24 protein-coding genes and 6 pseudogenes are annotated in these 26043 nt (G+C 68.0%); 15 read left to right on the forward strand and 15 right to left on the reverse strand.

The features are described from left to right. Positions 1-207 precede the first annotated feature (207 nt). The 5 genes from ACFJGX_RS17510 to ACFJGX_RS17530 form a co-directional block, all read right to left on the reverse strand. On the reverse strand, positions 208-954 hold the full coding sequence (locus ACFJGX_RS17510) for a VC1465 family Xer recombination activation factor (RefSeq protein WP_382326666.1): 747 nt from the start codon (positions 952-954) through the stop codon (positions 208-210). Between the two features lie 79 nt (positions 955-1033). Then, positions 1034-1339 (reverse strand): hypothetical protein, encoded by a 306-nt coding sequence (locus ACFJGX_RS17515; protein WP_382324856.1) that lies wholly within the window; start codon positions 1337-1339, stop codon positions 1034-1036. 584 nt (positions 1340-1923) lie between these two features. Further along, positions 1924-2448 carry a VC1465 family Xer recombination activation factor gene (locus ACFJGX_RS17520; RefSeq protein WP_382324858.1) on the reverse strand — a complete coding sequence of 175 codons (525 nt, stop codon included), beginning with the start codon at positions 2446-2448 and terminating at the stop codon, positions 1924-1926. A 155-nt stretch (positions 2449-2603) separates the two neighbouring features. After that, a complete protein-coding gene (locus ACFJGX_RS17525; protein WP_382324852.1) occupies positions 2604-3449 on the reverse strand; it encodes an alpha/beta fold hydrolase in 846 nt (281 codons plus the stop codon). After that, positions 3442-4929 carry a phosphopantetheine-binding protein gene (locus tag ACFJGX_RS17530; RefSeq protein WP_382324850.1) on the reverse strand — a complete coding sequence of 496 codons (1488 nt, stop codon included), beginning with the start codon at positions 4927-4929 and terminating at the stop codon, positions 3442-3444. The genes ACFJGX_RS17525 and ACFJGX_RS17530 overlap by 8 nt, the downstream gene beginning before the upstream one ends. A 303-nt stretch (positions 4930-5232) precedes the next feature. Between ACFJGX_RS17530 and ACFJGX_RS17535 the strand changes: the two genes are divergently transcribed. Both ACFJGX_RS17535 and ACFJGX_RS17540 read left to right on the forward strand, forming a co-directional pair. Further along, positions 5233-5955: an alpha/beta fold hydrolase gene (locus ACFJGX_RS17535; RefSeq protein ID WP_382324848.1), complete on the forward strand. Its 723-nt coding sequence runs from the start codon at positions 5233-5235 to the stop codon at positions 5953-5955. A gap of 19 nt (positions 5956-5974) precedes the next feature. After that, entirely contained in the window at positions 5975-7018 is a 1044-nt protein-coding gene (locus tag ACFJGX_RS17540; protein ID WP_382324846.1) for a leucyl aminopeptidase, read from the forward strand. A 21-nt stretch (positions 7019-7039) separates the two neighbouring features. Here the strand turns inward: ACFJGX_RS17540 and ACFJGX_RS17545 are convergent, their stop codons facing one another. Continuing rightward, on the reverse strand, positions 7040-7798 hold the full coding sequence (locus tag ACFJGX_RS17545) for an IclR family transcriptional regulator (protein ID WP_382157941.1): 759 nt from the start codon (positions 7796-7798) through the stop codon (positions 7040-7042). A gap of 141 nt (positions 7799-7939) precedes the next feature. Between ACFJGX_RS17545 and ACFJGX_RS17550 the strand changes: the two are divergent. The 9 genes and pseudogenes from ACFJGX_RS17550 to ACFJGX_RS17590 all read left to right on the forward strand — a co-directional run. Further along, positions 7940-8509: pseudogene (locus ACFJGX_RS17550) on the forward strand (Bug family tripartite tricarboxylate transporter substrate binding protein); the annotation flags it as partial. A 58-nt stretch (positions 8510-8567) separates the two neighbouring features. Then, on the forward strand, positions 8568-8912 hold the full coding sequence (locus tag ACFJGX_RS17555) for a Bug family tripartite tricarboxylate transporter substrate binding protein (protein ID WP_382326668.1): 345 nt from the start codon (positions 8568-8570) through the stop codon (positions 8910-8912). 116 nt (positions 8913-9028) lie between these two features. Continuing rightward, a pseudogene (locus ACFJGX_RS17560) lies at positions 9029-9814 on the forward strand (xanthine dehydrogenase family protein molybdopterin-binding subunit); the annotation flags it as partial. A 37-nt stretch (positions 9815-9851) separates the two neighbouring features. Next, positions 9852-11228, forward strand: coding sequence for a xanthine dehydrogenase family protein molybdopterin-binding subunit (locus ACFJGX_RS17565; RefSeq protein ID WP_382326670.1), 1377 nt, complete (start codon positions 9852-9854; stop codon positions 11226-11228). A gap of 9 nt (positions 11229-11237) precedes the next feature. Beyond that, entirely contained in the window at positions 11238-11990 is a 753-nt protein-coding gene (locus ACFJGX_RS17570; RefSeq protein ID WP_382324840.1) for a CoxG family protein, read from the forward strand. Then, a complete protein-coding gene (locus tag ACFJGX_RS17575) occupies positions 11990-12853 on the forward strand; it encodes an FAD binding domain-containing protein (RefSeq protein ID WP_382324838.1) in 864 nt (287 codons plus the stop codon). Before ACFJGX_RS17570 ends, ACFJGX_RS17575 begins: the two co-directional genes overlap by 1 nt. Next, a complete protein-coding gene (locus ACFJGX_RS17580) occupies positions 12850-13365 on the forward strand; it encodes a (2Fe-2S)-binding protein (protein ID WP_382324836.1) in 516 nt (171 codons plus the stop codon). The genes ACFJGX_RS17575 and ACFJGX_RS17580 overlap by 4 nt, the downstream gene beginning before the upstream one ends. A gap of 32 nt (positions 13366-13397) precedes the next feature. Further along, a complete protein-coding gene (locus tag ACFJGX_RS17585) occupies positions 13398-14582 on the forward strand; it encodes an FAD-dependent oxidoreductase (protein ID WP_382324835.1) in 1185 nt (394 codons plus the stop codon). A 2-nt stretch (positions 14583-14584) separates the two neighbouring features. Further along, positions 14585-15295 (forward strand): isochorismatase family protein, encoded by a 711-nt coding sequence (locus ACFJGX_RS17590; RefSeq protein ID WP_382157956.1) that lies wholly within the window; start codon positions 14585-14587, stop codon positions 15293-15295. Positions 15296-15316: 21 nt separating this feature from the next. Here the strand turns inward: ACFJGX_RS17590 and ACFJGX_RS17595 are convergent, their stop codons facing one another. The 6 genes and pseudogenes from ACFJGX_RS17595 to ACFJGX_RS17620 form a co-directional block, all read right to left on the reverse strand. Next, positions 15317-16024: a 2OG-Fe(II) oxygenase gene (locus tag ACFJGX_RS17595; protein WP_382324833.1), complete on the reverse strand. Its 708-nt coding sequence runs from the start codon at positions 16022-16024 to the stop codon at positions 15317-15319. A gap of 11 nt (positions 16025-16035) precedes the next feature. Further along, positions 16036-17101 (reverse strand): annotated as a pseudogene (gene ada / locus ACFJGX_RS17600) (bifunctional DNA-binding transcriptional regulator/O6-methylguanine-DNA methyltransferase Ada). A 25-nt stretch (positions 17102-17126) separates the two neighbouring features. Next, a pseudogene (locus tag ACFJGX_RS17605) lies at positions 17127-17524 on the reverse strand (alpha-ketoglutarate-dependent dioxygenase AlkB). Positions 17525-17528: 4 nt separating this feature from the next. Beyond that, positions 17529-17777: pseudogene (locus ACFJGX_RS17610) on the reverse strand (alpha-ketoglutarate-dependent dioxygenase AlkB); the annotation flags it as partial. 2 nt (positions 17778-17779) lie between these two features. After that, positions 17780-18442 carry a 2OG-Fe(II) oxygenase gene (locus ACFJGX_RS17615; RefSeq protein ID WP_382325606.1) on the reverse strand — a complete coding sequence of 221 codons (663 nt, stop codon included), beginning with the start codon at positions 18440-18442 and terminating at the stop codon, positions 17780-17782. A 203-nt stretch (positions 18443-18645) separates the two neighbouring features. Beyond that, the gene (locus tag ACFJGX_RS17620; protein ID WP_382324829.1) at positions 18646-19326 is read right to left on the reverse strand and encodes a GntR family transcriptional regulator; all 681 of its coding nucleotides are present in this window, start codon (positions 19324-19326) and stop codon (positions 18646-18648) included. An 84-nt stretch (positions 19327-19410) separates the two neighbouring features. On the opposite strand from ACFJGX_RS17620, the gene ACFJGX_RS17625 reads away from it, so the two are divergent. The 4 genes and pseudogenes from ACFJGX_RS17625 to ACFJGX_RS17640 all read left to right on the forward strand — a co-directional run bounded on the left by ACFJGX_RS17625 (position 19411) and on the right by ACFJGX_RS17640 (position 22146). Beyond that, positions 19411-20268, forward strand: coding sequence for a fumarylacetoacetate hydrolase family protein (locus ACFJGX_RS17625; protein WP_382157966.1), 858 nt, complete (start codon positions 19411-19413; stop codon positions 20266-20268). An 11-nt stretch (positions 20269-20279) separates the two neighbouring features. Then, the gene (locus tag ACFJGX_RS17630; RefSeq protein ID WP_382324827.1) at positions 20280-21116 is read left to right on the forward strand and encodes a polysaccharide deacetylase family protein; all 837 of its coding nucleotides are present in this window, start codon (positions 20280-20282) and stop codon (positions 21114-21116) included. 42 nt (positions 21117-21158) lie between these two features. After that, positions 21159-21512: pseudogene (locus tag ACFJGX_RS17635) on the forward strand (tripartite tricarboxylate transporter substrate-binding protein); the annotation flags it as partial. Between the two features lie 91 nt (positions 21513-21603). Further along, the gene (locus tag ACFJGX_RS17640; protein WP_382326673.1) at positions 21604-22146 is read left to right on the forward strand and encodes a tripartite tricarboxylate transporter substrate-binding protein; all 543 of its coding nucleotides are present in this window, start codon (positions 21604-21606) and stop codon (positions 22144-22146) included. Here the strand turns inward: ACFJGX_RS17640 and ACFJGX_RS17645 are convergent, their stop codons facing one another. Genes ACFJGX_RS17645 through ACFJGX_RS17655 form a run of 3 tightly spaced genes read right to left on the reverse strand, consistent with a single transcriptional unit; the run spans position 22147 to position 26041 of the window. After that, positions 22147-23097, reverse strand: coding sequence for a fumarylacetoacetate hydrolase family protein (locus ACFJGX_RS17645; RefSeq protein ID WP_382324823.1), 951 nt, complete (start codon positions 23095-23097; stop codon positions 22147-22149). Beyond that, the gene (locus tag ACFJGX_RS17650; protein WP_382326675.1) at positions 23094-25214 is read right to left on the reverse strand and encodes an acetate--CoA ligase family protein; all 2121 of its coding nucleotides are present in this window, start codon (positions 25212-25214) and stop codon (positions 23094-23096) included. The genes ACFJGX_RS17645 and ACFJGX_RS17650 overlap by 4 nt, the downstream gene beginning before the upstream one ends. 29 nt (positions 25215-25243) lie before the next feature. Then, positions 25244-26041 carry an enoyl-CoA hydratase/isomerase family protein gene (locus ACFJGX_RS17655; protein ID WP_382324819.1) on the reverse strand — a complete coding sequence of 266 codons (798 nt, stop codon included), beginning with the start codon at positions 26039-26041 and terminating at the stop codon, positions 25244-25246. Between the last annotated feature and the right edge of the window lie 2 nt (positions 26042-26043).

Raw genomic sequence — 26043 nt, forward strand, 5'->3', positions numbered from 1 at the left:
AGCGCGGTTTCGAGCTCGGCGCTGTTGCTCTGTCATGGGCTCACGAATGGCCATCACTGACCACCTTTCAAGACAGTGCCCAGGCGGCGCGGCCGCCTAGGCGAGTAGCCGGCCCTGGCATAGCCAGAGACCGGCCCGCGCGCGCCGGGCTTGAGCCGCACAGGCGTCGGAATCCACCAGGTGCTGTCCTGGGCAGGGTGAGCGCCCTCAATACGGCCATCGCGCAGGAGCTTTGACGCACGCTGCCTGGAGACCCCGAGGAGGGCGCCCACCGAGGTCACCGAGAGCCGGGCCTGAGACCCCATGGAACTCAGGATTTCGGGTGCAACAGTTCTTGCAACAGTTATTAGCTTGGCATTTGCCCCCCTGATCGGCCCGGAACCCGCGCCGTTGCTTGCTTCGGCACCAGCGACACGCCTGTTTTGCAGTGTCATCCATGAGACTAAAGTGACGTGTTACTAGCACGTCACGCCCTCCGGGCCGGTCGGAGCCTCGGTCGCGGCAAGCCGCTGCCCGGTCTCCGTCCGGCCCTGCGGCAGCACGGAGGGCCGTATTCGCCTCATAGAGCGTTTTGAACGACCGGGCTTGCCGCACCAGCAGACCCCACCAAACGAAGTCCTGTGGGCGCAATTCATGGCCTTCAGGGGTGTACAACCGGCCAGCGCTCAGGTGCCAGCCGTTCCAGGCGTCGCCGGGCAGCTCGTAGTGCAGCTGGACGCGCAGCAGCTTGTAGGCCGCGAACGGGATACGCACACGGCCAGAGATCCACTGGTGAACCGTGCGCGTGCTGACCTGCAGAAAGTGCGCAGCGTCGGCCACAGAAAACCCGAGCTGGCTGTACATGGCCTTGAAGCGGAGGGCTTGTTCCATGCGGGCTTCAGGGCTGCAGGGCCGTTTCCTAGGTGGTGGGTTGATCTTCCACGATGTATATCGCGAGCTAATTGATTTGGTCATGATAGCGAATTTCCTGCAATCGGGAGGCAAATAAATACCGCTTATCAAGCCGCGAGGGACTTAATTGGCGGTAACTGAGTTACGTCCGCGACTGGTCGGATTGGCGATCAAGCACCCTTGTCGCCATGGGGGCCACGGCCCCCATACCCCCTTTTGCTGCGAACGAATCGAGATCGCGCAGATAGGGCAGCGCAGTGACGTGGACCTCGCTCATGTACGCGTGAGCCTCAAGCTCAACCCTGTCAACAAGACGCCCCACAGTCAGGAGCCATGCCTGCTCTTCCTCAACATCGAGGGTTCGGCACAACTTGATCAACTGCACCAATTCACGCAGGGACTCTTCAAATTGGTTACCCGCTTTGGTAATAACATCGGCCATAGCCATTTCGTAACTCCATTTCAGTTCGGTTTGGTCAGAGACGCCCGGGCCTGCCTGCCTGGGCGTTCTCGCTTGTGAACGCCTACGAGAGGGCTTTGGTAGACCTCCCGCCGAAGACCTGCTGCAGCGCCTCATAGGCGCCGGGCGCAAATGCAGGCACAGGCACCGGCCATGCTGGGCCGTACACGAACCCCGCATCTTCCTGGTCAGCACGGCCGCGATTGGCACGCGAGCGCGCGACGTAAGCGCGGTTTCGAGCTCGGCGCTGTTGCTCTGTCATGGGCTCACGAATGGCCATCACTGACCACCTTTCAAGACAGTGCCCAGGCGGCGCGGCCGCCTAGGCGAGTAGCCGGCCCTGGCATAGCCAGAGACCGGCCCGCGCGCGCCGGGCTTGAGCCGCACAGGCGTCGGAATCCACCAGGTGCTGTCCTGGGCAGGGTGAGCGCCCTCAATACGGCCATCGCGCAGGAGCTTTGACGCACGCTGCCTGGAGACCCCGAGGAGGGCGCCCACCGAGGTCACCGAGAGCCGGGCCTGAGACCCCATGGAACTCAGGATTTCGGGTGCAACAGTTCTTGCAACAGTTATTAGCTTGGCCATTTGCCCCCCTGATCGGCCCGGAACCCGCGCCGTTGCTTGCTTCGGCACCAGCGACACGCCTGTTTTGCAGTGTCATCCATGAGACTAAAGTGACGTGTTACTAGCACGTCACGCCCTCCGGGCCGGTCGGAGCCTCGGTCGCGGCAAGCCGCTGCCCGGTCTCCGTCCGGCCCTGCGGCAGCACGGAGGGCCGTATTCGCCTCATAGAGCGTTTTGAACGACCGGGCTTGCCGCACCAGCAGACCCCACCAAACGAAGTCCTGTGGGCGCAATTCATGGCCTTCAGGGGTGTACAACCGGCCAGCGCTCAGGTGCCAGCCGTTCCAGGCGTCGCCGGGCAGCTCGTAGTGCAGCTGGACGCGCAGCAGCTTGTAGGCCGCGAACGGGATACGCACACGGCCAGAGATCCACTGGTGAACCGTGCGCGTGCTGACCTGCAGAAAGTGCGCAGCGTCGGCCACAGAAAACCCGAGCTGGCTGTACATGGCCTTGAAGCGGAGGGCTTGTTCCATGCGGGCTTCAGGGCTGCAGGGCCGTTTCCTAGGTGGTGGGTTGATCTTCCACGATGTATATTATGTCAAATTAAAAAGATCGAGACAGCCCTCTTGGCCTACACCCCGAAAGACGCAGTGCCGTCGAGCACGGCCTGACGCACGGCTGCAGCGTCTCAGTCAGCATCAAGGCCACGGAGCCAATCGGCCAGGCTGTGGATCAAATGCTGCTGAGCCGCCAGTGTCGTGGCGGTGTGATCGGCCTGCGGCAGGTACTCGCACCGCACGCGTTCGACGAAGTCGAACTCGCTGAAGGCGTCGCGCCATTGCGCCGGGTAGTTGAAGTGCCAGCGCATGCTGCCGGAGTAAACGACACACACAGCCACACCGCGATCGACAAGCGCCTGGACGTCGAGGGCGAAGACTTCACGCGGCGGAGGGTCTCGGCCAAAGTCCCACAACTCCTGCGTCATCGATTGGTCGGCCACGTTTCTGAAGGCCCGCGCGGCGCGCCTGACGAGCTTTCGCGTCCACGATCGGAGGGCGCGCAGCGGCGCCTCGCGCAGCTGGCCGGTGTAGCGATTCCACCTTGTCCTGGCCGTGGGATAGGCGTAACCGTCGAGCATCCAGAGGGCCGCCACCCGGTGGTCCGCCAGGGCCGCCGCCAGGCCGTTGTAGGCACCGGAGCAAATGCCCGCAATGGCGAATTTCTCGACCTTGCAAAGGCGCTGGAAATGGTCCATGGTCGCCTGAAGGTCCGTTACGGCCTGTTGTTCATAAGGCAGGGCTTCGTCCGGCGTGCCGCTGTCGCCCTGACCCGAGAGGTCCATGCGCAAAGTGGCCCAGCCCTCCCTGGCGAGCGCTCGGGCAAGCTTGGCGTTGAAGCGGTGCGGGCCCATGCGGTGAATGATGCCGACATTGAGCAGCACGACGCCCATGCGCGCAGGCCGTTCGCCAGGGGGCAGCGTCAGCGTGGCGCTCAGGTGCCGCCGGGAACCGTAGCTGAAGGAGACTTCATTCAAATGGGCCTCCCCTGAGCAGCGCGGCAAGAAGGTTCAGCGCGTCGGCGGGAACCAGCGCGGTGTTGAAGGCCTCCTCCGAGGTCCAGTCGAAGTTGAGGCTTAACGCCTGGCGCTGCACGTCGACCCCCCTGCCCTGCAGGACGGCGGCCCACCCGCCGGCGCCAGCGGTTTGCCGCCCCGGCGCGACCACCACGACGCGGCGGGCCCGCGCACGCTCGTAGTCGGCGGGCTCCACGGCGCGCAACTGCTCCAACAGGCGCCGACTCACGCCAAAGCCCAGGATCTCTTCATCGCCCGCGAGCGCGCCGCCGTCTGGCAGGTTGGCGACCGTCGACGCATGCACAGCCTGCAGGTGCTCGACATAGCGCGCTCCGGAGATGACCGGCTCCCAGAGCACGAGTTGCCGCGGTGCCTGCGGCGCCAGCGCCGAGGCCCGCACCGCCAGGGCGCTGGCCAGGCGCGGTGCAACCCAGTCCACTTCGTGCACGTCAGCTCGCTGGCGCAGCATTGCGTCGGCGGCCACCACATCCTGGACCCATCGATCGAGATCGGCTTCGTGGTCCTCGCCCAGCGATTCCCCACTGGCGTGGTAGTCGAACCGAAGGCAGGCCACGCCGGCGCGCGCCAGGCGATCGGCCAGCACGCAGAAAAAACGATGAATGCGCACCGCTTCCTGGCCAAAGGGATTGCAGAAGAGCACGGCGCGAGGGCGCGCACCGCGCACGCCACTGGGATGGAAGACGCCATAAAGGGACGACGCAGGGTGACCAAAGCGCAGGGTGGTCATGCCCTCCCCGTTCTCGGCGTGCGACCCGGCCTGCACTTCGGCCGCAGGGGAAGCGTCGGGCGCGGCAGCGGCCGATTCGATCGCGATACCAGCGGCGATCTGGCTGAGCGATTCAAAGATCAGGCGGCTGATCGCGATCTTCTCGCCGGTGATGTGCTGCATCCCCTGGACGGCGCGCAGGGCGAGCAGCGAGTGGCCGCCGAGGTTGAAGAAGTTGTCGTTGCGCCCGACCCGCTCGATGTTCAGCAGGCGCGCCCAGACGGCGGCGATCGCCAGCTCGGTGGCGTTCGCTGGCACGGCAAAGCCCACATGGGTCGCGCGCGGGTCTTCCAGCTCGAGGCGTTGGCCGCGCACCACGACCGGGCGGTCCACCATGGCGCGTTGCACCGCGTCGACGCGCGCGGCCTCGGTGGCCGCGGGCGGGCTGCCTTCGTTGGCGGTGACGACCGGGGCCGCGGACGCGAGGGTAGGCACGACCATGGGGGCCACGCTGCCCGACAGCAGTGCCAACTGCTGCGCCATCAACTGAATCTGCTGCTGGATCAGCTGGTGAACCGGGCTGCCGCCCTGGACCGCAGGCACGAGCACCTGCGCCATGCGCATGGCCTCACTGGCGATCTCCGCGACCGGCTGGCCGGCCGCGTCGCGGAAGACCCGCTGGAGTTCGGCTTCGAAGAGGGGGGCGCGGATCATGAGGATGGTGGACAGCTCGGGAGTTGGTCGCAAGGGTGAGGGCAGCACTGCGCTCGGCGCATCGGGTGAACGGGGCAAACGGGGTGCCCGGCAGGCACCGTGAGCACGAAGCCAGAGCGGGATGCCTGTTGTCGCGCTCGATGGTTCTGTTTGACAAAACGATATTCTTTCAAGCAGAATTGAATGCCATCCCATTCACGCATCGGAAAGCCCATCAGCCCCGCAAGCGGCGGACACGTCAGAGCCAACGGCATCCGCCAGCACTACCTGCACTTTCCGGGTGAAGGGCGGCCGGTCGTCATCGTGCCCGGCATCGTGAGCCCCGCCGTGCTCTGGACACACGTGGCTGAGCGGCTGGCGCCGCGTTTCGACTGCCACGTGCTGGACGTGCGAGGTCGCGGCCTGTCCGAGTCCGGCGCGCATCTGGACTATGGCGTGGGTGCGTGCGCACAGGATTTGATTGCTTTCGTGGAAGCGCTCGGCCTGACGCCAGAACCCATCGTCATAGGCCACTCGATGGGCGCGCGCATCGCTTTGCGGGCCGCCGCACTGGCCGCCGGGCGGCTGCATTCCCTGGTCCTTCTGGACCCCCCCACCAGCGGCCCTGGCCGCCGCCCCTACCCCGTGCCGCTGGCGCGCACGCTGGCGCTGCTCCGTGCGGCGCAGCGCGGTGAAGCGGCCGCGGCATTGCGCGCGAGCACGGCGACGCCCTGGCCCGAAGCGCTGCAGCAACTGCGTGCCGAGTGGCTGTCCACCTGCGACGAGCGCGCGGTCTTCGTCGCCAGCGAGGATTTCCATGGCCAGGACATGTTCGCCGACCTCGCCCGAACCGACCTGCCCATCTCGCTGATCTGCGCGGGCGAAGGCGGTGTGGTCGCCGATGCCGATGTGGACGACATGCGCAGCCGGCGCCCCGACCTTCACGCCGTGCGCCTCGAGGGCGTCGGTCACCAGATGCAGGCCGAGAGCCCGGAGGCTTTCTGCCACCTGCTGAGTGAAACCCTGGAACGCCACGATCGATCGTGATCACAAGGAGAGAACATTGATGTTGGATGTCGAAATGCTGGAGCTGTTCACGCGCGAGCTCACACTTTGCGCGGTCAAACCCGGTGAAACCGTCGTGGTGCTGACGGCGGAGGACGAATGGAAGGACCACGCCCAGGCCTTCATGGCGGCGGCGGAAACCTTGGGTGCCAGCACCTTCAACCTCAACGTTCGGCGGGGGCAGCGCAACGCGGTCGGGGTTCAAGGCCGTCACCCCCTGGTGGGCAACGCCCTTGCGATGCAAACGCTGAAGTCGGCCAGCATGGTGATCGACATGGTGGGTCTGCTGTTCTCGCGCGAGCAAGCCGAGATCCAGGCCGCGGGCGTGCGCATTCTGCGTGTGATGGAGCCGTTTCACGTGCTCAAACAGATGTTTCCCACGGAAGACCTGGCGCGCCGCGTGGAGCACGCCAAGGGCCTGCTGGAAAAAGCCACGCGCATGCGCATCACGTCGGATGCGGGGACCGATGTCACGTACCACCTGGGGCAATACCCCGTGATTTCGGAGTACGGCTATACCCACGAGCCTGGCCGCTGGGACCATTTCCCTTCGGGCTTTGCATTCACGCAGGGCAACGACGGCGCGGTGGACGGCCGCGTGGTGCTGCAGCCGGGCGACATCCTGTGCGCGTTCAAGCAGTATGTGCAGTCCCCGGTCACGCTGGAGATTCGCCAGGGGATGGTGGTGGACATCCAGGGCGACGGCATGGACGCGCAATTGATCAAGAGCTACATCGACAGCTTCCACGATTCCCGTGCCTATGCCGTCTCCCACATCGGCTGGGGATTGAACGAGAAGGCGCGCTGGTACCAGTTCTCCGTGACTCGCCAGTTGCCGCTGGAGCATGTGATGAACGCGCTGTCCTTCTACGGCAACGTGCTGTTCTCGCTGGGCCCGAATCTCGAACTCGGTGGCACCAACGACACCGCCTGCCACCTCGATCTTCCACTGCGCCGCTGCAGCCTGTGGCTGGACGACGTTCAGATCCTGAGCGAAGGTGACGTCATCCATCCTGCGATGCGCGTCGACAGCGGCGGGGCCTGACGGGGCCCCGCGCGGACAGGCTCAAGGGGCCGGCCGGGAGATCATGTTGATCGACTCGGCCCGGTCCAGCAGGGTCGAGTCGCCGCCCAGGCGGCGCGTCAGCTCCGATGCCGCCTTGAGCAGGGCCTGCGACATGCCGGGCACGAGGTCGATGGAAAAGCGCATGGCCGGTCCGGAGATGGCCAAGGCGCCGCGCAGGCTGCCCTGGGGCCCGAAGACCGGCGCGGCAATGGCCGCGATGTCGGGCTCGCGCTCACCCACGGTCGCGATCAAGGGCTGAGACGGGAACTGGGACGGATCCACCAGCGCGCGGTCGAAGCCGGCCAGCACACGGCCCGCGGCCCCTTTGTCCAGCGGCAGCAAATCACCGGTGTGCACGTGGTCGCGAACGGAGCGCGAAGAATCCACGCGGAACAGGCACACGCGCAGCGATCCTTCGCGGGTGAAGAACGATGCACCCTCGCCGGTTTCCTGAGCGAGCCGGCGCAGGATGGGCGGCACATGGTCGTCCAGGCGAAGCGCCGCCTGGTACAGACCACCCCAGTGCAGCAGCATGGAGCCGAGCTGGTAGCTGCCGTCGTCCAGTCGCACGATGCAGTGCTCCTGCACCAGCGTGGCGATCAGCCTCAGGATCGTGCTCTTGTACATCCCCGTGCGCCGCGCGAGTTCGTTCAGCGGCAGCGAAGCGTCGCCCGGTTGAAAGGCATTGAGGATGGCGAATGCGCGCTCGACAGCAGCGACACCACCCGGCTTCGGATCACTCTCTGGGTCTTTGGTCATGGACGAGCAAGGGGATTGGCAAACATTCTGCTTGACATTATGCCGTGCTGCTGTACAAAATGAGGTTCTCTTCAGCAGAACGATGTTCCCTCAAACAGAATATCGAAGACTTCTTGGCCTCAACCTTTCAGGAGTTTCCGCATGTCCCCATGGAAAAAAATCGCGCTGGCCCTCTGTGGTGCCGGCCTCGCCCTCGCCGCCACGGGCGTTCAAGCCCAGGCATACCCCAACAAGCTCATCACGATCGTGGCACCCTACCCGCCCGGCGGCGCCACCGACCTGTATGCGCGTTCGGTGGCCAACGGCCTGGCCGAGTGGGGCCAGCCCACGGTGGTCGACAACAAGGCGGGGGCGTCCGGGATGATCGGCGCGGACCATGTGTCTCGTCAGCCGGCCGACGGCCACACGCTGCTGATCGGCGCGTCGTCGATGTTCTCCGTGCTCCCCCAGCTGAACGAGCGGATGAAAGAGGTCTCGCAACGTGTTGAGCCGATTTCGCTGCTGGGCCTGAACCCCTCGTATGTCGTGGTGCCCACCACGCTGCCGGTGGACACCATCCAGGATCTGATCGCCTATCTCAAGGCCAACCCCGGCAAGTTCGGCTACGGCTCGGCCGGCAAAGGCACCTCGCAGCACGTGTTCATGGAGCTGTTCAAGCAGCGCGCCGGTGTCGACACGTTCAGCGTTCACTACAAGGGCAGCGGCCCGATGGTGGTGGACTTGATCAGTGGCCGCACCGTGATGGCCATCGAACAAGGTCCGGCGGTGCTTGCGCAGCATCAAGTCCGGCAAGCTCAAGGCGCTGGCGGTGACCACCGCCAGGCGCGCCCAGGCCTTGCCCAACGTGCCCACCCTGGCCGAAACGGTGCTCCCCGGCTTCGAGGCGGTGACGTGGTTTGCCCTCTACGGTCCCTCCGGCATGCCCAAGAGCGTGGTCGCCAAGCTGGTGCCGCAAATCGCGAAGACCATGGCTTCGGCCGAAGTCAAGGAGCGCTTGCACGCCGTCGGCGTCGAACCCGCCTCCAGCTCGCCGGAGGAACTGAGCAAGCGCCAGTCGAGCGAGACGACGATGTGGAAAGAGGTGATCACGCGCGCCGACATCACGCTGGATTGATTCACGCCGCCATGCACGCCCCTCTCCCTCTCACGCTTCACGAAGAACCCCGCGCCGACTACCTGCAGAAGGTCACCGGCACGGCGGTCTACGCCAGTGACGTGGAAGTGCCCGGCATGCTGCACGGGAAAATCCTGCGCAGCACCGTGCCCCACGCGCGCATCCGCCGCATCGACGTCAGCGCTGCCTTGGCGATGCCCGGCGTGGTGGCGGTGCTCACCGGCGACGACCTGAAGGACCTGCCCGGCACCGAGATCCGTTGGGGTCTGTCGCTGCGCGATCGGCCCGTGATCGCGCTGGACAAGGTCCGCTATGTGGGCGATCCGGTGGCCGCCGTGGCGGCGGTGGACGAAGGCACGGCGGAGGAAGCGCTCGACGCCATCACCGTCGACTACGACACCCTGCCCTATGCCACCACCGCGCAGGAGGCGATGGCCGAAGGTGCGGCGCTGGTGCATGACGACATGGACCGGCTCAAGGACTATTACTTCCGCGGCGAAGCAGCGCCCGTGGAGGGCACCAACATCTTCCAGCAATGGCAGTACGCCTGCGGGGATGTCGACCAGGCCTTTTCGAGCGCGGCGAGGGTTTTTGAAGACACCTTCACCTTCCCCATGGTGTTCCATTACGCGATGGAACCCCATGTGTGCGTGGCGCACTGGAAACCCGGATCGCTGGAGATCTGGAGCGGGGGCCAGACGCCCACCGCCATTCAGCGCGTGTGTTCCGAGATTCTCGGCGTGCCGCTGGCCTGCGTGCGCGTGCACTCGCCCTATGTCGGCGGCGGCTTTGGCGGCAAGGCCTCCGTGAAGATCGACCCCTTGGTGGCCGCCTTGTCGTGGAAGGCGCGCGCGCCGGTGCGCGTGTGCCTCACCATCGCCGAGTCCATGCTGACCTGCCGTCGACTCGACGCCGAGATTTCGCTCAAGACCGCGGTCGATGGCACGGGCCGCATCGCTGCGCAAGTCGATCCGCGCCGTTCTCAATGGCGGGGCCTACGCCGACACGGGCCCGGCCATTGCCATCAAGGCGGCCATCCGCGCCATCGGGCCGTACCACATCCCGAACCTGCGGCTCGAGGCCGTCGGGGTGTACACCAACACCGTGCCCGGCGCGGCGTTCCGATCCATCGGCGGGCCACAGGCGGTGTGGGCCACGGAGTCGCAGATGGACATCATGGCCTCGGCGCTCGGTCGCGATCCGGTCGAATTCCGCCTGGCCAACATGGCCGACAAGGGCCAGACGATCAAGCCCGACCTGCGCCCGCTGGATGTCGACATGCGCAACTCGCTGCGCAAAGCCGTGGCCGCGCTCGAGAGCCTGCCGGAGCCCACGGACGCGCGCCGCCGCGGCCGAGGCGTGGCGGTGGGAGTGAGCGATCCCGGCATCGTCCCGGTCGGCGGCGCCATCGTGCGCTTGCGTGCCGACGGCTCGATCAACGTGTCGGCCAACACCGTGGAGATCGGCCAGGGCAGTCGAGGCGTGCTGCGCATCATCGCGCACAAGGCACTCGGGCAGCCGCTGCGCAGGATCGCCGTGGCCGAGCCGGACACGCTTCAGGCGCCCTACGACTGGGGCACCGGCGCCAGCCGTTCGACGGTCATCATCGGCCTGGCCGTGCAGATGGCCTGCGAAGACATCGTGCGCCAGGTGCAGGAAACGGCCGCCCAGGTGCTGGGCGGATCGCCGCAGGCGTACCAGCTGGGCGAGAGTTGCGTTGAAGGGCCGGGCGGGCCGCTGTCCATCCTCGACCTGCTGCGCCGCTTCAACGGCATGGCCGCTGGCGAGTTTCTGGGCGTGGGCCGCGTGAACTCGAACACCCACAACGGCGATTTCAAGCTCGCGCCCCTGTTCTGGGAAACCGGCGCGGGCGCCTGCGAGATCGAGGTCGACGAAGGCACCGGCGCCATCCGAGTGATGCGCGTGGGTGGCGCGGCCGATCTGGGGCATGTGATCAACCGGAAGGCGGCCGAAGGCCAGGATGAAGGCGCCATGGTCATGGGCCTGGGACACACGCTGTCCGAAGAGTACGTCTACGAGGACGGCCAGGTCGTCAACGGCACCCTGTTCGACTACAAGGTCCCGACGATGGAAGACGCGCCGCGGCACGTGGCCACCACGCTGATCGAAAGCGGCGACGGCCCCGGGCCCTTCGGCGCGCGCGGCGGCGGCGAAGGCGCCATCCTTCCGGTGGCCCCAGCCGTGGCCAACGCGCTCTTCCAAGGCTGGGGCGTGCGCATCAAGGAGCTGCCGCTGACGCCGGAGCGCGTCTGGCGCGCACTGCAGGCTGCCAAGGCCGAAACCAACAACCAATGAGAGACTTGCATGGATTTCAAGATCGACGCCACCCTGCCCGCGACGGCCGCTCAACTCTGGGCCATCTTCTTTGATGTGCAGCGTGTCGCCGGGTTGATCCCCGGCTGCGAGAACGTCACCGAGGTCGAGCCGCTCAAGGAATTCTCCGCGGTGATGAAGCAGAAGATCGGCCCGTTCAAACTCGAGGTGCCCACGCGCATCGTTCTCGAATCGCACACCCTGGAAAAGCACGTCGAGCTCAGCGCCAGCGGTCGCGACAAATTCACCGGCACCACGATCGACGTGCGCATGAAGGTGGATCTGGAAGAGCTGAGTGATACGCAGCCGCGCCAATGCCGGCTCGCGGTGGACGCGCAGATGCAGGTGGCGGGCCGATTGGCCGCGCTGGGTTACCCGGTCGTGAAAAAGCGATCCGACGAGTTGTTCGCCGAATTCGAGCAACGCCTGCGCGACGAGCTGGCGTCATTCGGGGTCGCTCGGGCACCCTCCGCGGCCCAGGCGCCTGCGGCAAGCGCCCACAAGCCCGAAGCGCGAACCGCCGTCGCACCGCGACCCGGTGCGGCACCGGCCGCGCCGACCGCAGCGACACGGACCCGACCACGCCGCGTCGAACTGGTGTTGGTCTGGCCCCGCGTGGGCGTGAGCGTCGGGGTCGCTTTTGCGGTGGCGCATGTCGCCCACCTGCTGGGCCAGGCACCCTGGTGGTGGCTGGTGGCGCCCCTGCTGGGCGTGGCGGCCGGACTGGGTCAGAAGGAGGACTGATGCGCCCCGCCCGTTTCGAACTTCATCGCCCCACGAGCCTGGAGGATGCCCTGGCATTCAAGGCCGTGTACGGCGATGAATCCACGTTTCACGCCGGCGGCACGGAGCTGCTGGTGGCGCTGAAGGCGCGCGTGCTGCACTACGACCACGTGATCGACCTCAAGCAAGTGCCGGAGCTGCGCCGCATCCACCTGCGCGAGGACGGCACGCTGGTGATCGGCGCGCTCTCCACCCACCATGCCATCGCGCGCGATCCGCTCGTGCAGCGGCTCTTGCCGGGCTACGCCGAGCTGAGCGACAACGTGGCCAACATCCGGGTGCGTGTGGCCGGCACCCTGGGCGGGGTCCTGTGCTTCGCCGAGCCGCATGCCGATGCACCCACCATGCTGTGCGCGCTGGATGCGCGCATGGCGCTGGCGAGCCACGGGTCGGCGCGAACCTTGCCGTCGCGCGAATTCCACCTGGGGGAGTTCACCACGGCGCGCGAGGAAAACGAAATCCTGGTGGCGATCGAAGTGCCACCGCAGCCGCCCGGTGCGCGCTCGGCCTACCGCTGCTTCGGGCACACCGAACGCCCCGCCGTGGGCGTGGCCGCTGTCTGGTCCCGCAAAGGGCCGCAGCGCTTGTCGCTGTGGGCCGGCGCCATCACCGGTGTGCCCATCCCCCTGCCCGAGACGCAGGCCGCGGCGAACACCCTCCCCGCCGACCTGCCGCCGACCGAGATCTGGAATCGCCTGGCGCCGGTGCTGGCCGCCGAAGCGACCCGCATTCCTGCACACGACGATCTGCACGGCGGTGCGGACTACAAGCGCCATCTGGTCCAGGTGCTGGCCCAGCGCGCCATCGAGGCCTGCCTGACATGAACGATTCGAGTTCCCCCGAATTCCCCCTCACGCGCGTGGACATGACGCTCAACGGACGGCCGACCTCGGTCGACGTCGAGCCGCGCGACATGCTGATCGATGTGTTGCGCGACCGCTTGCGCCTCAAGGGCACCAAGCGTTCCTGCGACGTGCAGGTGTGCGGCGCTTGCACCGTGCTGGTGGACGGCATGCCCGCCTCCAGCTGCACCACGCTGTGCAGCGATGTGCACGAGCGCAGTGTGACCACCATCGAAGGGGTCGCCGCCGGCGGGCGGCTGGACCCTGTGCAGCGGGCCTTCATCGCCCATGGCGCACTGCAATGCGGCTTCTGCACGCCGGGAATGATCCTGGCCGTGAAGTCGCTGCTCGCCGTCGACCCCCGGCCGACGGAGGACACCGTTCGACATTACCTGCGCGGCAACCTCTGCCGATGCACCGGCTACGTCAAGATCATCGAGGCCATTCTGGACCTCGCCCACAACCCAGAACGTTTTTCATCGGAGCAACAATGACAGACAAGGTACAAGGAGATAAGCGCCCCCACGTGATCATCGCGGGCGCTGGCATGGGCGGGCTCACGCTCGCCGTGGCGCTGCTGAAGATGGGCATGGATGTCGACGTCTACGAACAGTCGTCGGAGCTGCGCGAGGTGGGGGCCGGCTTGTGGATCTCGGCCAACGGAGGCAAGGTGCTCGACACGCTGGGCCTGAAGAAGACGGTCGAAGCCATCAACCTCCCGCCCCAGGACCGTGTCGTGCGCTATTGGAAGACCGGCGAGGAACACTCGGTCTACAACCGCGATGCCCCCTCCTCCAAGGCCGATCACACGCTGATCCAGGTGCTGCGCGCCGAGCTGCAGCGCGTGCTGTTCGAGGCCGTGATCGCGCTCAAGCCGGATGCGGTGCACTTCGGTGTGCGCTCGCTGGGCGCGGACACGGTCGATGGCCGTGCGCGGCTGTTGCTCGATGGTGGAGGTTTCGTCGAGGGTGATGTGGTGGTCGGTTGCGACGGCGCGCATTCGCGCGTTCGCCAGTCCCTCTTCGGCGAGGCGCCGGCGCGCTACACCGGTGCCAATGCCTGGCGCGGCCTCGCGGCGATGTCGCGGCTCAAACCGCAACACCGCAGGCCCCTGGCCTCGACCTGGGTCGGACCGACCGCGCACGTGACCACCTACCCTGTGCAGCGCAACGGCGAGCAGTTCGTGAGCTTCTCGGCGCAGGTCGACAGCGACCTGTGGCAGACCGAATCGTGGTCGGAGCGCGGCGAGCTCGCCGACGCGCTCAAGGATTTCGAGGGCTGGCACCAGGACATCCTGGACCTGTTCATCCAATCGGAGAACCTGTTCCGCTGGGGTCTCTTCGTGCGCGATCCGCTGGAGGCCTGGTCCAAGGGACACGTCACGCTGGTCGGCGACGCCTGCCACTCGATGACGCCTTACCTGGGCATGGGGGTCAACGTGACCATGGAAGACGCCTATGTGCTGGCGCGCTGCCTCTCCGAATCGCCAAATGACGTGGCGAGCGCACTGAAGCGCTACGACACCGCCCGTGTTTCGCGCGCCAACCAGACCAAGGCCAGTTCGCTCGACATGCTGCACGTGTTCCACAGCCCGGCGCTGGAAAGCATCGAGACCGCGCGCCCCTACATTCAGAAGGCCTGGGCGCCCCAGGCCGTGCGCGAGCGCTACGACTGGCTGGTGTCCTACGACGCGACCACGGTGGAGATCTGAAGATGAGCGCTGCAGATCCTCAAGCGCGCCCTTGGGACGGGGTCATCCCTCCTGAAGAGCAGGCCATCTACCGGCAGTCCGGTTGGGGCATGCCCAGCGGCATCGGACGACGACCGGCCCTGCTGGTGATTGATGTGCAATACCGATCCATGGGTGAACAGCCCTTGCCGATCCAGGAGGCCATTCTCACCCTGCCCACCAGCTGCGGCGAGTACGGCTGGCGGGCGGTGCCGCACATCGCGCGGCTGGTCGAGACGTTCCGCCAACTCAACGCACCCATCCTGTATCCGTACGTGGCGCACAAGTCGGCGCACAACCGCGGCCAGTTCGAGACCAAGGTGCCCGGGGTGATGGACGTTCCGGAGCAGGCGTATGCCTTCGTCGCCGAGGTCGCCCCCCGCGAAGGCGACATCACCATCCCGAAGTTCCAGGCCAGCGCTTTCCACGGCACGGCCCTCACGAGCTACCTGGTGAGCCTCGGCGTCGACACCGTCGTGGTCACCGGCTGCACCACCAGCGGCTGCGTGCGCGCCACGGTGGTGGACGCCTGCGCGCTCAACTTCAAGGTGGTCGTGCCACAGGACGCCGTTTACGACCGCTCGCAAACCTCGCACGCGGTCAACCTGTTCGACATGGCGAGCAAGTACGCCGACGTGACACCCACGGACACCCTGGTCGACCTGCTGAAGAACAAGATCGAACGGCGCGGCTGATCGGCCGCCGGAGTCCCCGCTCTACGGGGCATCGTGGAACGACAACTCCAGACCGATGCGCTCCCCCTGGCGCACGCGGCCGATGGCGTGCTTGAGGTTGACCTGGTAGTGCCCCTTGCTTCCCTTGAACGGGCGCTGCGCCGTGGCGATGAGGGCCGCGTCCCCGAGCCCAAGCGGCAGCACCATCGGGCGCGACTGCGTGCGGGGACGTTGTTCCGTCATCACGAATTCGCCGCCCTGGAAATCGGTGCCCGGCTCGGACAGCAATGCCACGAGCTGCAACGGAAACACCTGTTCGCCGGCGTTGCGCTGGTGCAGCGGCACATGGTCTTCCACGCCAAGCCGGCTCAGGTAGGACTGCCCTCGCGCCTGACCCGCCTTGCGGTTGCGCCGCAGGAAATCGCCCAAGGTCGCGGGATAACGGTCGTCCATGCCCAGTGTGTCGTTCCAGCGATTGGCGATCACGGCCAGATGACCGTAGAACGCCGTGCGCCAGGCGTCCAGTGGCGCCGGCAGCGCCGCGTCGAAATAGAACACCTCGGCGTTGCCCGGATCGGCCCCGCGCCGCGATGCGCCCTCCCCGTCTGCCGCTGCCGGCATCCTCCGTGCCAGGCGCCGGGCAGCCTCGGCGCCCAGCAGGCCTGGCAACAGGCAACAGCCTTCGGCATCGAGCTGTGCGCCGATGCCGGCCCAGTCCAGGCGGTCGATGAGGGTGTCGGGTGACGTCATGAAAATCCCTGTCACGCCTCGAGCTCACGGCGCAGCAACTCGCGCTTGCGGTCCACGCCCCAGCGGTAGCCGGCCAGTTCGCCATCGCGGCGCACGACGCGATGGCAGGGAATGCGCAACGGCAATGGGGTTCGTCGCGCAGGCCTGCGCCACGGCGCGCACGGCCTTGGGAGCACCGATGCGCCGGGCGATCTCCGTGTAGCTCGCGGTCGTGCCCGGCGGGATTTCGCGCAGCGCACGCCAGACGCGTTCCTGGAACGCCGTTCCCTGCACATCCAGAGGCAGGTGCAGGCCGACCGCTGGCGCTTCGATCAACCCCACCACCTGGGCGATCCAGTCTTCGAATTCACCGTCGCACCCGATGATCTCGGCCTTGGGGAACTGGTCTTGCAGGTCGCGCACCAGCCGCTCGGGGTCATCGCCCAGCAGGATCGCGCAGATGCCGCGCTGGCTCTGGGCCACCAGTATGGCGCCCAGCGAGCACTGGCCCACCGCGAAGCGGATGACGGCGCCGGCACCGCCTGCCCGGTAGTCGCGCGCGCGCATGCCCAGCAGATCGTCAGCGGCTTCATAGAACCGGCTGTTGGAATTGAAGCCCGCGCCATAGATGGCATCGGTGATCGAGGCCTGCGGGCTGCTCAGTTCCCCACGCAGCTTGCGGGCGCGGTAGGCCGAGCTGTACGCCTTGGGTGTCAGCCCGGTTTCGGCCTTGAACACGCGGTGGAAGTGGAACGGGCTCATGCCCACCTCCTGCGCCAGGTCATCGAGCGACGGAGGCGTCTGCGATGCCTCGATCACGCGGCAGGCGCGCGCCACCAGCGCGGCGCGCTCGGCCGCGGCGCTGGTCTGGTCGGCGCGGGCGCGGCGGCTGGGGCGGTAACCCGCGGCCTCGGCGGCTTCGGCGCTGTCGAAGAACTCGACGTTCTCGCGCTTGGGACTGCGCGCCATCGAACTCGGTGGGCAGTACACGCCGGTGGTGCGCACGGCGTAGACGAAATGGCCGTCGGCGGCGACGTCCCGCGCCTGCACGGCGGCCCAGCGGGTGTCTTCGGTGTCGTAAGCAAGGGTCGTGTTCATGGCAGAAACTCGGTGTCGGCGGGTGTCATCCCGCTTTGCGGAACGTGAGATTGAGGCGTTGGCTGCCGAGCAGCGCATGCGGCGCCTCCTTGAGCGGCATCACGCCGTGGTAGCGCAGGCGATCGGCACCGCCCCACACCACCACATCGCCATGGTGCAGCGGCACCTTGAGCACGGGGTCGGTGCGCGCCTGGCACCGAACAGGAACGTGGCCGACATGCCCAGCGACACGGAGACGATGGGCGCGGTGTCGTCGCGCTCGTTCCGGTCCTGGTGCAGCGAAAGCCGGCTGCCGGGCCGGTAGCGATTGACGAGGCAGGCATCGGGCTCGAAGCCGTCGAATCCCGCCGCGGCCGCCGCCTGGGTCGGCCAGCCGGGCCAACACCGCCGGCATGGCCGGCCAGGGGGCGCCGGTGTCCGGATCGACCGCGCTGTAGCGGTAGCCGCGCCGGTCGGTGGTCCATCCCAGCGCGCCGCAGTTGGTCAATGCCACCGACATGGTGAAGCCACCGGGCGTCACCATGTGCCGGAACGGCGAGATGGCCTCGATGGCGTCGATGGCGGGCAGCAGCTCACGCACGCACGGCAAGGCGAAGCCGCGCAACACCACCGCGGCGGGCCCCAGGCGCTGGCGCTCGTCTTGCGCCGTGGCCTCGAAAAGGTCGAGCGATGGCATGTTCACCTCGCGTCGTGAAAGATCAGGCCGACGGTGTGGCGCCGACCGCTGCGGACGCGGCTGACGCCGTGCCGCATGGCCAGCTTGCGGATGCCGCGCTGCCCCATCGCGGGCCGTTGATGGACGGTGAACACCACCGCATCCCCTTGGCGCAGCCCGACGACCTCCGCGCGTTGGCCCCGGGTGGACAGCTCGGTCATCACGAACTCGCCGCCGGCGAAGTCCCGGCCCGGCTCCGAGAGCAGGATCGCCACCTGCAGCGGAAAGACGTGCTCGCCATACAGATCCTGGTGGAGGCAGTTGTAGTCGCCTTCGCCGTATTGAAGGATCAGCGGCGTGGGGCGGGTCTGGCCGGCCTGGTGGCACCGGTGAAGGAAATCATCCAGCTCGTCGGGGTATTGCACCGCGATCCCCAGCTGCCGGTTCCAGCGGTTGGCGATCGGTGCCAGCCGAGGGTACAGCGCATGGCGCAGCTGGTCGATCAGCGCCGGCAAGGGGTACGCGAAGTACTTGTATTCGCCGCGCCCGAATCCGTGGCGGGCCATGACGATCCGCGAGCGATAGCCCTTGTCCTGCGGGTAGAGCGCGGCCAGTGCCTCGCATTGCGCCGCCGTCAGGAGGCCAGGCAGCACGGCATGTCCCTGCGCGTCCAGCCGCTGCGCCATGCCTGCCCAGCCGCTGGCGTCGGGCTTCGCGGTGCTGTCGTCGGTGGAACAGAAAAGGGAACGGGTCTGCATGGCCATGGCGCTTGGTGTCGAAAGGGTGGAGTGAGTCTAGGAACCCGCCCTCTTCCCGACACTCCGCTCCTTGCGGTTGAATTATTTTCCTGCCGCTCCCCCGCCGGTTCAGGTGCGCCGCCCGCCCCGGCCTAGGCGCTGGCGTCGAAGAAGATCCCCGCCGTGCGCCGGTAGTGCTCGGCCATGAGGCGCTGCGCCTCTTCCAGCTGCGAGCCCATCACCGCGTCGAAGATGGCGCGGTGCTCATCGAGCTCGTTGCGGCGCTTGTAGGCCTTGCGCGCCGCGAGCTGCCGGTAGCGATAGGCCTGGTCGTACAGCTGTTCGCAGAAGCCCAGCAACAGGGGGGAGCCGCAGCCTTCGAGCAGGGAGACGTGAAACGCCCGGTGAAGCCGCTCCCATTCCGGGTTCTCCTCGTAGTCGGCCTCGCCCACCGAGCGCGGCGTTCGCGACAGGCGGTGGAAGGCCAGCACCACCTTTTCCTCCCAGGCCGCCGAGCGCTTCGCGAAGGCCTGCGCCAGGGCCATCGACTCGACGGCGATGCGCGTGGACACCAGGTCGTCCAGCTGCGCCTGCGTGGCCTGCGCCACGCTGAAGCCGCGCTGGTCGCTGTGCACCACCCATTCCTCGCTGGCCAGGCGGTTGAGCGCCTCGCGCAGCGGGCTCGCGCCCACCTGGTAGCGCTCGCGCAATTCATGCATCAACAGCTTGCGGCCGGGTTGCCAGCGGCCGGACAGCACGTCGGCCCGCAGCCGGTCGTAGGTGGTGCGGGTCAGCGTGGGCGTCGAAATCTCGGGTGGGGCATCGGTCTGCATAGGGTTTTCACTTAATTATCGACAACAACAACGGTTGCATAATTTTTATCGACAAAACAACGTATCGAAGGATTTATCGACATCATGCCAAAGTTTGCGCGCATTGCAACGCTTGCGGGTGGGCCTGCCCATTGGGCCGTCCAGCAGGGCGACGACCTCATCGATCTGGGCCCCGCGCCAGCGGGTGACGACCCCGCCGCCTGGCTGCAACGGCTGGCGGGCGGCGCCAGTGCGGCGGCGCTGGCCCGTGGCGAACGCCTGGATGCCGCCCGCGTCCAGTGGCTCACGCCCGTGCCTCGGCCCGGCAAGGTGATCTGCCTGGGCCTGAACTACGCCGCCCACGCGGCCGAGGGCGGCAACGCGGCACCCGAGTACCCGGCCTTCTTCATGCGCGGCGCCACCTCGCTGATCGCGCACCAGGCGCCGCTGGTGCGGCCCCGCGTCTCCGACAAGCTGGACTTCGAGGCCGAACTGGCCGTGGTGATCGGGCAGCGCGCGCGCCACCTCACCGAGGCCAACGCGCTGCAGGCGGTCGCCGGTTACGCCTGCTTCAACGACGGCACGCTGCGCGACTACCAGCGCCGCACGCCGCAATGGACCATCGGCAAGAACTTCGACGGCACCGGCGCGTTCGGCCCCTGGCTGGTGCCTGCGGCTGACCTGCCGCCGGGCGCCACCGGGCTGAAGATCGAGTCGCGCCTGAACGGCCGCGTGATGCAGAGCGACAACACCGGCCACATGGTGGTGACGGTGGCCCAGGCGCTGGTGCTGCTCTCGGAAGTGCTCACGCTGGAGCCCGGCGACGTGATCGCCATGGGCACGCCGGCCGGCGTCGGTTATGCGCGCAAGCCCCCCGTGTGGATGCAGCCCGGCGACCGCATCGAGATCGAGATCGACGGCGTCGGCCTGCTGTCCAACCCCATTGCCCAGGAGAACCATTGATGGAACCCCGCGTGACCCGACTGCCCGACGACTTCCGCTGGCCCGGAGGCCGCCAGCTGGCCGTCATCTTCAACATCGCCTACGAAGCCTGGTCCGATGGCCAGGCGCCGGGCATCGGCCCCATGGGCAACGTGCTCAAGCCCGGCTTCTTCGACACCAACGCGCATTCGTGGGCCTCGTTCGGCCTGACGCGCGGCATCCACCGCCTGCTGGCCATCGCCGAAAAGCACGCCGTCAAGACCAGCATCATGGTCAACGGCGTGATCTGCGAGCGCGATCCGGCCACGGTGCGCCAGCTCGCCGAGTTGGGCCATGAGGTCATCAACCACTCGTGGGGCATGGACGTGATCCCGGTGTACTTCGACGAGGCCGGCGAGCGCGCCAACCTGCGGCGCAACCACGACCTGCTCACCAAGACGGCCGGCGTCGCGCCCACGGGCTGGATCAGCCCGCGCGGCACGGGCAGCCCGATCAGCTCGCGCCTGCTGGCCGAGGCCGGTTACCTGCACCACGGCGACGTGAACGACGACGACCGCCCCTACGTGATGGATTTCGGCGGCCAGCGCATCGTCGGCATCCCGCTGACCATGGATGTGAACGACCTGCCCACCTGCATCCGCTACGGCCAGGGCCCGCGCCACATGCTCGACACCTTCGACGACACCTTCGCCGCGATGCGCGCCGAGCGCGCGCCGCTGATGCTGGACGTCACCGCGCACACGCACGTCATGGGCCGGCCGTCCGGCGCCTGGGTCTACGACGAAATCATGGCGCGCGTCAAAGCCGCGGACGACGTCTGGATCTGCACCCGGGAAGAAATGGCGCGCCATGTGCTGAAGACGGTCTGACGGCGCGCGCATCCCCCTCACAACAAAAGGAGACAAACCACCATGCAACGTCGATCCCTTGCGCGGACCCTGTTGGCGGCCGCCCTGCTGGCCGCCCCAGCGCTCGGCCTGGCCCAGCAGCCGGCCTCCTCTGCCCCCTGGCCCACCAAGCCGGTGCGCCTCGTCGTCGCCTTCGCGCCCGCGGGGCCGGCGGACATCATCGCCCGCCTGCTGGGCCAGAAGCTGGGCGAGGTGTTCGGCCAGAGCGTGGTGGTGGACAACCGCCCGGGCGCGGGCGGCAGCGTGGCCTCGGCCCTGGTGGCGCGCGCCGAGCCCGACGGCTACACGCTGCTCATCAACACCAGCTCGTACGCGGTGAACCCGTCGATGCAGCGCAACCTCGGCTTCGACGCCGAGAAAGACCTGACGCTGGCGCACCCTGGTCGCCTCCAGCCCGAACCTGATCGCGATCGCGCCTTCGCTCAAGCCGCGCAACCTCAAGGAGGTGATGGAAGAGGCCAAGGGCGGCACCTACAACTACGGCACCGCCGGCGCGGGCACCACGCCGCACCTGACGGCCGAGTACCTCTTCAAGGTGCTGGGCAAGGTGCCGGTCACGCACGTGCCGTTCCAGGGCGCGGGGCCGGCGCTCAACTCCATCATGGGCGCGCAGACCCAGCTGGCCAGCGTGGCGCTGCCGGCGGCCGTGGAGCTGGTCAAGTCCGGCCGGGTGCGCGGCCTGGTGGTCACCGGCTCCAAGCGCTCCGCCGCGCTGCCGGACGTGCCCACCGTGGCCGAATCGGGCTTCCCCGGCTTCGAGGACGTGACCTGGGTCGGCGTGTTCGCGCCCGCCAGGACACCCGACGCCATCCTGCAGCGCGTCAACCGCGAGGTGGCGCGCCTGCAGCAGGACCCGGACTTCCTGGCCAGGCTCGCCGCCACCGGCTTCGAGCCCCTGGGCGGCAGCGTCGCCGAATCGCGCGACTACCTGCACAAGGAGCTGGCCAAGTGGGCCCGGGTGGTCAAGGAGACCGGCGCGCAGCCCAACTAGTCAGGACACGCCCGCCCCGGGGCGGGCCCGCACCCGGTTGGACAACTCGCCCAGGCCCTCGATGCGGCAGGTGACGACATCCCCGTCGGCCAGGAAGCAGCGCGGATTCATGGCGTAACCCACGCCCGAGGGCGTGCCGGTGGCGATGACGTCGCCCGGCTCCAGCGTCAGGCCGGCCGACAGCGACTCGATGATGGCCGGGATCCTGAAGATCATGTCCGCGGTGCTGGCGTCCTGCCGGCGCTCGCCGTTCACGTCCAGCTGAATGCGCAGGGCGTGGGGGTCGGGAATCTGGCTGGCGTGCACGATCCATGGCCCCATCGGGCAAAAGGTGTCCAGCCCCTTGCCCTTGAACCACTGGTCGTGGCGGCGCTGCAGGTCGCGCGCGGTCACGTCGTTCACGATGGTGTAGCCAAAGACGTGCCGCCAGGCGTCCTTGGCCTGGATGTCGCGGCCGCCCCGGCCGATGACGAAGGCCAGTTCCACTTCGTAGTCCAGCCGCCGCGTGACCGCGCTGTCCAGCTCGATGTCGGTGTCCGGCCCGGTGATCGAGGTGGCGGGTTTGGTGAAGAACTGTGGCGCTTCGGGCAGGGGCGTGGCCTTGTCGCGCGAGGTGTTGTCCTCCTGGATGTGCTCGGCGTAGTTGCGCCCCAGGCAGAAGACGTTCTTGCGCGTGCGCGGGATCGGCGCGGCCAGGCGCAAGGCATCGGGCGCGATCCGCGCGGCGCCGAGCCCGGGCAAGGCCTGCGCGACCGCCTGGGCCAGCTCGAGCGCCCGTTCATCCAGCGCGATCAGTTGCACGATGTCGGTGGTCGCGCCAGGCGCAAGCCACTTCAGTTGGCCTTCGCGCTGAAGCAGCGGCAAGGCCAGGTGCAGATCGACGATGGTGTCGTCGTCCAGCTTCAGGACGGTGTGGTGCTCGCCTTCGCGCAGCAGGGTGCCCAATCTCACGGGTGGTCTCCTTCGGTGGTCAGAACAATCAGGGCATCGAGCGCCACGGGTGCCGCGTCGCCGATGAGCAAGGGGTTGATTTCCATGGCCTGCAAGGTGGGGCCAAGGTTGGCGGTCAGGGTTTGCAGGCGCTCGAGCACGTCCACGAGGTCCTCCAGCGTGCTGGCGCGTGGCGATCGGGCGGCCGTCACGACGCGCCCCACGGTGCCCTTCAGGACGAAGGCCCGCATCTCGTCGCGGCTCACCGGCATGCGCAGCAGCTGCACGTCGTCGATCGCTTCGGCGTACCGGCCGCCCAGGCCCATCAACAGGAAGCGACCCAGCGGGGCCTCGTGCACGACACCCACGATGAGCTCGAGTTCGCCCCGCATCATCTGCTGCGCGCAGACGTGGCCCGGCACCGGCAAGCCCGCCATCGCGCGCCCGATGCGCTCGAAGGCCTGCGCCACCTTGTCGGGCGTGTCCAGATGGAGCTGCACCAGCCCCACGTCCGACTTGTGTTCGATCCCGTCGACCACGCCCTTGAGCACGATGGGGGTGCCGCATTGCGCCGCGAAGGCCTTCGCCGCCGCGGCATCCGCCACGATGGCGCGCGCCACGCAGCGGATGCCGACCTCGGTGAACAAGCGCATGGCGGCGATTTCGTTGAGCGCGCGCGCCTGACCGGCGGCGCCCGCCGGCAGGGCACTCAGGTTCACCTCAGGGTCTGCCGGCCCACGCGATCGCCGGCTGCGCGCGGCTTTCATGAAAGCCGCCAGGGCTTCCATGGCGCTGGCGCTGTCGGTGAAGACGGGCACGTCCTGGGATGCCAGCAGCGCCGCCTGCTCGGCGGGCAGCGTGCCCGGTGCGATGACCAGGTGCGGCTTTCCACTGCCGCGCCGGGCATCGCCAATGGCGCGCGCGAAGGTTTCCCGGCCCACGGCCGACGGCAAGGTGTGCAGGAACGCGACCACGGCGTCCACCGGCCCATCGCCCGCCAGCAGGGCCGCCGTCGCGCCGCTGCTGGGCGTCCCGCCGACGCTGGTGACGTCCAGCGGGTTCAGCAGGCCGGGCGATCCCTTGATGCGGGTCAGGGCCTGGGTCGCCGCGTCGCTCAGGGCGGCGACCTCGAGTCCCTGGGCCACCGCCGCATCGGCGATCAGCGTGCCACCGCCGCCCGAGGCGGTGAGCACCCCCAGCCCGAGGCCTCGTGGCTGCCAACCGGGCGGCTGGCTCTGCACCAGGCGCGCGAAGGCCACCAGCGCCTCGACGGAACTCACCTGGGCCACGCCCGCGGCGTCCAGCAAGGCGCGGTAGGCGCGCGCGCTGCCCGCCAGGCGGCTCGAATGCGCATTGGTGGACGCCGCGCCCGCCTGTGTCATGCCCAGCTTGAGCACGGCCACCGGCTTGCCCGCGGCCTGGGCGCGCGCGGCGATGTCCAGGAAACGGGTGCCGTCGCGCAAGGCCTCCAGCACCAGCAGGATCACCTGCGTCTGCGGGTCGTTCACCAGGTACTCGAAGAAGTCGAGCATGTCCAGGTCCGCCTCGTTGCCCACCGCCACGAACTTGGACAGACCCACGCCACCCGTGTTCATGCGGGCGGACAAGGTGGAAAACAGCGCGCCGCTGTGCGAGACGATGGAGACCGGCCCTTCGGCGAGCACCTGCGCGTGCGCCGCGTTGTAGCCCAGCGAAAGGCGCTGGTGGGTGGCGTACAGGCCGTTGGTGTTGGGCCCGACGAAGCGGATGCCCCATTCCCGGGTGAGCGCCGTCAACGCGAGCTGGCGCGCGGCGCCCTCCTCGCCCGCCTCCGCGAAGCCCGTGGACGCGACCACGGCCGAGCCCACGCCGAGCTTGGCGCATTCCGTCGCCGCCTGCAGGGCCTGCGCACCGGGGACCACCAGGAACGCGACATCGGGCACGGCCGGCAGATCGGCCATGCGGGCGTAGCTACGCAGGCCGGCCACTTCGTCGGCGCGCGCGTTGACCACGAAGATCTCGCCCGCGTACCCGCCGTGGCGCAGGTACTCCAGGGGTCTGTGGCTCAGCTTGAGCGGGTCGGCGGAAGCACCGACGATGGCGATGCTGCGCGGATTGAAAAGGCGTGGCGGCACGCCACCGGGTCTCGGTTGGGTCATCGGGTTCGGTCGTTGGCGGAAGGTGGGGATCAGCGGCCGCGCCACACCGGCGCGCGCTTCTCGAGAAAGGCCCGCACGCCTTCGCGGCGGTCCTCGCTGGTGTAGGGGCTGGGGCCGATCTCCATGCGCAGCGCGGCGGCCACCGGCATGTCCAGCGTCTTCAGGGCGTTGGCCTTCATGCGCCGCACGGACAGCGGCGCGTTCGACGCGATCCGCTGCGCCAGCGCCATGCTGCTGGCGAGCACCTGGTCTTCTTCCACCAGGGCGTTGAGCAGGCCGCTGTGCCATGCGCGCCCGGCGTCCATGGCGTCGCCCGTGCACAGCAGCTCCATCGCGAGCGCGGGCGCCACGCGGCGGGCCAGCATGACGGAGCCGAAGTTCGCGCCCAGGCCGATCCTGGCCTCCGGCAAGCCGAAGCGCGCACCCCAGTGGGACAGGCGGATGTCGCAGGCCAGCGCCAACTCGAAACCACCGGCCATCGCGCTTCCGTTGAGCGCGGCCACCACGGGCACCGGGCAGTCCAGCAGGACCTCGAACACCGTGCGCTCGATGCGCGCGTTCGGACCGCGCCACGGCGGGGCCTCGCCTTCGCTGGCGCGTTCGTCCTGCTGACCCATCTCCTTCAGGTCGGCGCCCGAGCAGAACACCGGACCTTCGCCCGTCAGGACCACACAGCGCGTGACCCCGTCTTCGCCCGCCGCCAGCACCGCCTCGGACAGCGCGTGGATCAGGGCCTTCGACAGCGCATTGCGGCGTTCCGGCCGGTTCAGCTTCAGGAGCAGCACATGCCCGTCGCGCGAAGCCAGCAGCACATTTTCATCGGCCATGC

It is taken from the genome of Hydrogenophaga sp. UC242_50 (assembly GCF_042697355.1).
GTDB lineage: Bacteria > Pseudomonadota > Gammaproteobacteria > Burkholderiales > Burkholderiaceae_C > Hydrogenophaga.